The following is a 7,430-nucleotide window of genomic DNA, read 5'->3' as shown; positions in this document are numbered from 1 at the left end:
GACGACCCGCAGAAGGTCGGCACGCCGATCTCCGACATCCTCGCGGGGATGTACGGCGCGTACGGCGTCATGGCGGCCCTGCACGAGCGCGAGGCGACCGGTGTCGGCACTGTCGTGCGTACGTCGTTGCTGGCAGCGACCGTCGGCGTGCACGGGTTCCAGGGGACGAGGTGGACCGTGGCCGGCGAGGTCGGCCAGGCGCAGGGCAACCATCATCCGTCGATCTCGCCGTACGGGCTGTTCCGCTGCCGCGACGGTGCCGTGCAGATCGCCGTGGGCAGCGAGGGGCTGTGGCACGACCTCTGCGAAGGGTTCGGCCTCGATCCCGCGGCGCCCGGTATCGCGACGAACCCTGAGCGGGTCGCCCAGCGCGAACGCGTCGTCGAGATCGTCGAGAAGGCGTTCGCCGAGTGGGACGCCGCCGACCTGCTCGACCGGCTCGACGTGATCGGCATCCCGGCCGGCAAGGTGCGCACGATCGACGAGGTCTACGCGTGGGAGCAGACCGCGAGCCAGGGGCTGCTGATCGACGTCGAGCACAGCACGCTCGGTAGGTTGACCCTGCCGGGGCCTCCGCTGCGGTTCTTCGACGCCGACGGTGGCGAGGTGACGGTGGCCTCGCACGACTCTCCGCCCGTGCTGGACGAGAATGGTGACGACATCAGGGCCTGGCTGAAGGAGACGGCATGAGTGAGCGCCAGCTGGAGGAGACCGCATGAGCGATCGGCTGATGGCCCAGGAGCTGCTCGATCTGGTGCTCGACGAGGGCTCGTTCGAGTCGTGGGACCAACCGGTCGACCACTCGGGCCTCGATCCGAAGTACCGGCAGGAGCTCGCCGCGGCGGCCGAGCGGGCCGGCACCGACGAGTCGGTTCTGACCGGTCGCGGGCTGATGCACGGCCGGCCGGTGGCGGTGCTCGTCAACGAGTTCCGCTTCCTCGCGGGTTCGATCGGGCAGGCGGCGGCTCAGCGGATCGTGTCGGCCGTACGCCGGGCAACCGCCGAGGGGATTCCCCTGCTGGCGACCACGGCGTCCGGCGGCACCCGGATGCAGGAGGGCACCCCTGCGTTCGTGCACATGGTCGACATCTCGCGGGCGATCATGGACCACCGAGCGGCGGGACTGCCGTACCTCGTCTACCTGCGGCATCCCACGACCGGCGGGGTGTTCGCCTCGTGGGGATCGCTGGCGCACGTCACGGTCGCCGAGCCGGGGGCACTCATCGGGTTCCTCGGACCCAAGGTCTACGAGCTCATGGAGGGCAAGCCGTTCCCGCCCAACGTCCAGACCGCCGAGAACCTCGCCGATCGGGGCATCATCGACGCCGTCGTCCTGCCCGACGAGCTGCCGCTCCTGGTCGATCGCGCGCTCAGCCTGCTGATCGACCCGCCGAAGCCGCAGACCCGCGAGCTGCGCACCGGCGAGGTCACCCGCAAGCGATCGGCGTGGGAGTCGATCCAGATCACGCGTGGTCGGCATCGCGCCGGCGTGCGCGAGGTCCTGCGATACGGCAGCGACGCGACGCTGCGCCTGCAGGGCACCGAGAAGGGTGAGCGCGACAGCGCCATGATCGTGGCGATGGCCCGGATCGACGGCCAGCCCTGCATCGTGATCGGGCAGGACCGTACGACCCAGACGCGCTTCAAGCCCATGGGCCCGGCCGCGCTGCGCGAGGCCCGCCGCGGGATGCGACTGGCCAACGAGCTGCGGCTGCCGCTGGTGTCGTTCATCGACACCCCCGGCGCCGAGCTGTCGCCGGAGGCGGAGCAGGGCGCGATCGCCGGCGAGATCGCTCGCTGCATCTCATGGATGTCGACGATGCGGGTGCCGACGGTGTCGGTCATCCTCGGCCAGGGCTGCGGCGGTGGAGCGCTGGCGCTGCTGCCGGCCGACGTAGTCATCGCGGCGGAGAATGCGTGGCTGTCGCCGCTGCCCCCGGAGGGCGCCAGCGCGATCGTGCACGGCGACCTCGACCACGCCGCCGAGATGGCCGAGGCGCAGCGGGTCAGCGCGATCGACCTGTTCGAGAACGGCACGGTGCACCACATCGTCGCCGAACCCGAGGGCGACACGCCTGAGCTGTTGGCGCAGGCGATCGCCGCCGAGGTCGGGGCGCAGCTCGTGGCCCTGCGGGCCAGATGAGCATCCTCGAGCTGGCCGAGCGGGCCGCGGCCGTCGACGGTGTCGAGCCGTTCAACGAGGCGAGCGTGTTCGCGCTCAGGGATCGCTCGCCCGCGCGGGTCCTGGTGCAGCACACGGAGCCCGACGGCACGATCTCGGCGGCGGCGTTCGCGGTCGGTGACGCACCCGTCGAGCTGGTCGTCGACCCCGCACATCGGCGCGCCGGCAAGGGCCGCCGCATCCTCGACGAGCTCCTGGCCGACGGCGAGGAGCGCTACTGGGCGCACGGCGACCTCCCGGCGGCCCAGGCGCTGGCGGCCTCCGCGGGTCTGACCGCCGAGCGCACCCTGCTGGTCCTCCGGCTGACGTTCGACGGGCCACCGGCACCCGAGCGCGTACCCGACGACATCACGATCCGGTCCTACACGCCCGGCGACGCCGAGCAGATCATCGCGGTCAACGCGCGAGCGTTCGCCCACCACCCGGAGCAGGGCGCGATGGACGCCGAGGACTTCGGCCGGCGTACGTCCGCTGCGTGGTTCGATCCTGCAGGGCTGTTCGTTGCCGAGCGCCAGGGGCGGATCGTCGGGTTCCACTGGACGAAGGTGGAGGACATGGTCGGCGAGGTCTATGTCGTCGGCATCGCCCCGGAGGCACAGGGTGGCGGGCTCGGCACGGCGCTCACGGCTCGCGGGCTGCGGCACCTGTACGAGCGGGGGCTCCCGGTCGTCGACCTCTACGTCGAGGGTGACAACGCCGCCGCCCTCAAGGTCTATCGCAACCTCGGCTTCCAGGACTGGAAGAAGGACGTCCTCTACGCCCGCTGAGGATGGGGGTTCCCGTCCGCCCAGGAGAGGGTTGCGGACTACCCGCGAGAGCATTCTGGCGCCACCGGTGACGGCAACCCTCTCGTGAGTGCGCGACTTCCCTCTCGTCAGTGCGCGACTTCCCTCTCGTCAGTGGACGGGAACCCGAGCGTCAGGTCAGGTTGCGTTGGAGGGCGGCGGCGGCGCGGCGCATCGCGCGGGGGGCGGAGGTGCCGACGCCGACCATGTTGGCGAACGAGTGGATCAGGCCCTCCTCGCAGACGTACTCGACCGGTACGCCGGCCGCCCGCAGCTTGTCGGCGTACGCCTTGCCCTCGTCGAGCAGCATGTCGAAACCGGCCGTGACGAGGTAGGCCGGCGCGACGCCCGTGACGTCCTGGTGCAACGGCGACAGGCGCGGATCGGCCCTGTCCTCGTCACCGAGCAGATAGCTCTCCTCGCCGAGATCCATGAACGCCTTGGTGAGGTAGAACCCCTCGGCGTACGTCTTGCGGCTCCCACCGGTGGTGAGGAAGTCGGTCACCGGATAGATCAGCAGCTGGAAGGCCGGCTGGATTCCCGCAGCCTTGACTGCATGCTGCGCGACGAGCGCGGCGAGGCAGCCGCCCGCGCTGTCGCCGCCGACGGCGATGCGGGTGGCGTCGATCCCGATGCCCTTGGCGTGCTCGGTGATCCACGTCCACGCGGCCCAGGCGTCCTCGAAGCCCGCAGGGAACGGCGCTTCCGGTGCGAGCCGGTAGTCGACCGCGATGACCCTGACCTGAGCCTCCTCGGCGAGGAACCGGCACACCGCGTCGTGGCTGTCGAGGTCGCCATAGATCCACGCACCGCCGTGGAAGAACACGAGCGCCGGTGCGTCGCCGGTGAGCCCGCGCGGGGTGTAGAAGCGCAGCGTCAGCGGGCCGCCGGGCCCGTCGATCGTCCTGTCGGTCACGGCGCCGATCGGCGGGGAGCCACCCACGACCTTCGCGTCGTCGACGACCTTCGCCCGGCCCTTCCGGATCGGCAAGGTCTCCGCGGCCGGGCCCTCGATGCGCTGGAGCCGCAGCAGCAACTGCATCTCGGGGTCGAGAGTCCGGCCGTCGATCACGACCGGAGCTCCCGCGAGGCGCCGGACCACCGGCCTGGGCAGCTTGAGGATCGAGCGGGCACTGACCCCGCGAGCGGTACCGGCCAGCTGGGCCACGAGCGACATGGTGGTCAACGTAGCGCATCCGGGTCCGTTCAATCCGCGTTCATCTTGGCCTGTCAAAGTAGTCATGTGGAGACCCATGACATGGCCGTCGCCGACCTCGAGGCGCCGGCGTCGCCTGACGAGTTCGACGTCGACCCGCCGTTCAACCCGGCGGACAGCGCGCTGCCGCACGACCGGTTCCTCGACCGCGAGCTGTCATGGATCGCGTTCAACGCCCGCGTCCTCGAGCTGGCACAGGACGACTCGCTGCCGCTGCTGGAGCGCGTACGCTTCGCGGCGATCTTCGCGAGCAATCTCGACGAGTTCTTCATGGTGCGCATCGCGGGCCTCAAGCGCCGCATCGCCGCCGGCGTCGCGGTGCCGTCCGCCAGCGGCCTGAACCCCCGCGACGTTCTCTCGCGCAGCCTCGCGGCGAGCCAGGAGCTCATGGTCGAGCACGCCGAGATGTACCACCAGGAGCTCGTGCCCGCCCTCGCGAAGGAAGGCGTCGAGCTGCTGCACTGGGACTCGCTGCGGCCCTCCGAGCAGGAGCAGATCAGCGCGTTCTACCGCGACCGGGTGTTCCCGATCCTGACGCCGCTGGCCGTCGACCCGGCCCACCCGTTCCCTTACATCTCCGGGCTCTCGCTCAACCTCGCCCTCGTCATGCGCAACCCCGACACCGGCAAGGACCACTTCGCGCGGGTCAAGGTGCCGCCGATCATCAACCGGTGGATGGAAGCCGACCCGGGCCGCTTCGTGCCACTCGAAGAGGTCATCGCGGCCCATCTCGACCTGCTGTTCCCCGGCATGGAGCTCATCGCCCACCACGCCTTCCGGGTCACCCGCAACGAGGACCTCGAGGTCGAGGAGGACGACGCCGAGAACCTGCTGAAGGCCCTCGAGAAGGAGCTGCTGCGGCGCAAGTTCGGCCCGCCCGTACGTCTGGAGGTCGAGGAGTCGATCGACCCCGGCGTGCTCGACCTGCTGGTCTCGGAGCTCGGCATCAGGGTCGACGAGGTCGTACGCCTGCGGGGTCCGCTCGACCTGCGCAGCCTCAACGAGATCGCCGACCTCGACCGGCCGGAGCTCAGCTACGAGCCGTTCGTGCCCGGCACCCACGAGCACCTCGCCGAGGTCGAGACGGCCAAGCCCGCCGACCTGTTCAGCGCCCTGCGCAAGCGCGACGTGCTGGTGCACCACCCCTACGACTCGTTCGCCACGAGCGTGCAGCGCTTCATCGAGCAGGCCGCCGCGGACCCGCACGTGCTGGCGATCAAGCAGACCCTCTACCGGACGTCGGGCGACTCCCCCATCATCGACTCGCTGGTCGACGCCGCCCGCGCCGGCAAGCAGGTCCTGGTGCTCGTCGAGATCAAGGCCCGCTTCGACGAGCAGGCCAACATCCGCTGGGCCCGCAAGCTCGAGCGGGCCGGCTGCCACGTCGTGTACGGCCTGGTCGGGCTCAAGACCCACTGCAAGCTCGCGCTCGTCGTACGGGACGAGCCCGACGGGCTGCGCCGCTACGCCCACATCGGCACCGGCAACTACAACCCCAAGACCGCGCGCCTCTACGAGGACTTCGGCCTGCTGACCGCCGATCCCGACATCACCCACGACCTCACGGACCTGTTCAACAACCTCTCGGGGTTCGCGCAGGACTTCTCCTACCGCAGGCTGATGGTCGCCCCCGCGGGCCTGCGCGACGGCATCATCGAGCGGATCGACACCGAGATCGCCCACCAGGCGGCGGGACGACCGGCGGGCATACGCATCAAGGTCAACTCCCTGGTCGACGAGGCCGTGATCGACAAGCTCTATGAGGCATCCCGTGCGGGCGTGCAGGTCGACCTCGTCATCCGCGGCATCTGCACACTGCGACCTGGCGTGCCGGGCCTGAGCGAGAACATCCGGGTCCACAGCATCCTCGGCCGTTTCCTCGAGCACAGCCGGATCTACTGGTTCGCCGGCGGAGGCGAGCCCGAGGCGTGGATGGGCTCGGCCGACCTCATGCACCGCAACCTCGATCGCCGCGTCGAGGTGCTCGTACGCGTACCGACCGCGGCGCACACCGAGAAGCTCGGCGAGCTGCTCGCCCGTTCGGTCGACCCTGAGACCACGTCGTGGCGCCTCGGCCCAGACGGCCAGTGGACGCGCCACATCGGATCGTCGGACCTGCAGTCGGTGCTGATCGAGCGCGCCAAGGCTCGCCGCAGCCGCTGAGCCTGTTGCCCTTTGCACGATCGCGCGAGCGTTCAGCGACAGCGGTCCTACGAACCGCAGCCGGCGAACAGGAGGGGACCGTCGCCGGTCATGTAGGCCGTGCTGTCCGGGTCGTGCCTGAACCGCAGGAGCGCGACACTCCCCCGTACGGATGACGAGCGCAGCACGAGCGACTCCTCGATCCGCCCGGAGCGCCCGATGAAGGGACCCGAGACGAGCGCGGTGCGTACACGAAGCTGCTGCGCCGCTGCGGTCGGCGAGCTGAACCCGAGGGCGAACCGCATCGTCTCGCTGGTCTTCGAGCCGGCATCGAGGGCGCGACCCGTGAACTCCGGCTCGACCAGGGTGCCGGCCCGGTCGATCGCGGCACGAGCCTGCGCCTGGACGTCGGCGCCGGCGCCCTCGAGCGAGGTCGACTGGCACGTGAACCCGCCGGACTGCAGCAGCGCGCTGTCGGCCCCGGCCAGCGTCGTCGCGACGTCGGCCGCGCTCCGCACGCTCAGCAGCGACGGCGCGTCGCGGTCGATCGTCTGCAGGACCGTCAAGACGTACGCCGGGCGATCCGCAGCGACCAGCAGGCGCTGGCGGGGCACCAGCGTGATCGCGCGCAGCGCCGAGCCGAGCTCGGACCGCGCGGCGGAGCTCTCCGCCTCGAGGGTCCACACCTCGCCGTCCCGCGAGTAGCCCAGCTCTCGCAGGTGCGACCGCACGGATTCGAACGACACCGTCTCACCGAGTCGTACGACCATGGCGGCGCCGTCCTGCGCCTGCCCGTACGCCTCCCAGTCGAGGTCGGCGGGCGACCAGCCGTAGGCGTCGTGCATCTCCTCGGCGTACTGGCCGATGACCGAGCGGGTCGAGAGGTCGCGGAGCGCGGCGTCGTCGGTCAGGACGGCCCGGCCGGTCGCGGTCGATGTCGAGCCGACCCCGAGAACCCGCCGGACCCGCGACCAGTCCGTGAAGCCCGCAACCTGGGTGTCCGCGGGCAGCGAGTCGAGCGCCGACGTCATGGCCGAGCGGGAGTCCGCAGAGACCTCACCACCGGCCCAGCGCCCCCCGACGACCGCGGCGGCGATGACGAGCA

6 protein-coding genes are annotated in these 7,430 nt (G+C 70.7%); 4 read left to right on the top strand and 2 right to left on the bottom strand.

What is annotated here, in order from left to right; translation table 11 throughout:
- The 3 genes from V6M46_RS10630 to mshD all read left to right on the top strand — a co-directional run.
- Positions 1–690: CoA transferase (locus tag V6M46_RS10630; protein ID WP_332664663.1), on the top strand; the 690-nt coding region annotated here is incomplete at its 5' end.
- Between the two features lie 25 nt (positions 691–715).
- On the top strand, positions 716–2,143 hold the full coding sequence (locus V6M46_RS10625; protein ID WP_332664661.1) for a carboxyl transferase domain-containing protein: 1,428 nt from the start codon (positions 716–718) through the stop codon (positions 2,141–2,143).
- Entirely contained in the window at positions 2,140–2,949 is an 810-nt protein-coding gene (gene mshD / locus V6M46_RS10620; RefSeq protein WP_332664658.1) for a mycothiol synthase, read from the top strand. Before V6M46_RS10625 ends, mshD begins: the two co-directional genes overlap by 4 nt.
- 151 nt (positions 2,950–3,100) lie before the next feature.
- Here mshD and V6M46_RS10615 read toward each other — a convergent pair whose 3' ends face one another.
- Complete coding sequence (locus tag V6M46_RS10615) at positions 3,101–4,144, bottom strand: alpha/beta hydrolase (RefSeq protein ID WP_332664655.1); 1,044 nt, start codon at positions 4,142–4,144, stop codon at positions 3,101–3,103.
- 81 nt (positions 4,145–4,225) lie between these two features.
- Between V6M46_RS10615 and V6M46_RS10610 the strand changes: the two genes are divergently transcribed.
- Complete coding sequence (locus tag V6M46_RS10610) at positions 4,226–6,346, top strand: RNA degradosome polyphosphate kinase (RefSeq protein WP_332664665.1); 2,121 nt, start codon at positions 4,226–4,228, stop codon at positions 6,344–6,346.
- 47 nt (positions 6,347–6,393) lie between these two features.
- Here V6M46_RS10610 and V6M46_RS10605 read toward each other — a convergent pair.
- The coding region (locus tag V6M46_RS10605; RefSeq protein ID WP_332664653.1) for a hypothetical protein at positions 6,394–7,430 on the bottom strand (1,037 nt) is incomplete at its 5' end.

The sequence above is a fragment of the Aeromicrobium sp. genome, from assembly GCF_036676885.1.
In the GTDB taxonomy this organism is placed as follows: Bacteria; Actinomycetota; Actinomycetes; order Propionibacteriales; family Nocardioidaceae; genus Aeromicrobium.
Note: the sequence above shows the minus strand (reverse complement) of the source record. Positions and strands in the feature narration are given on the sequence as shown.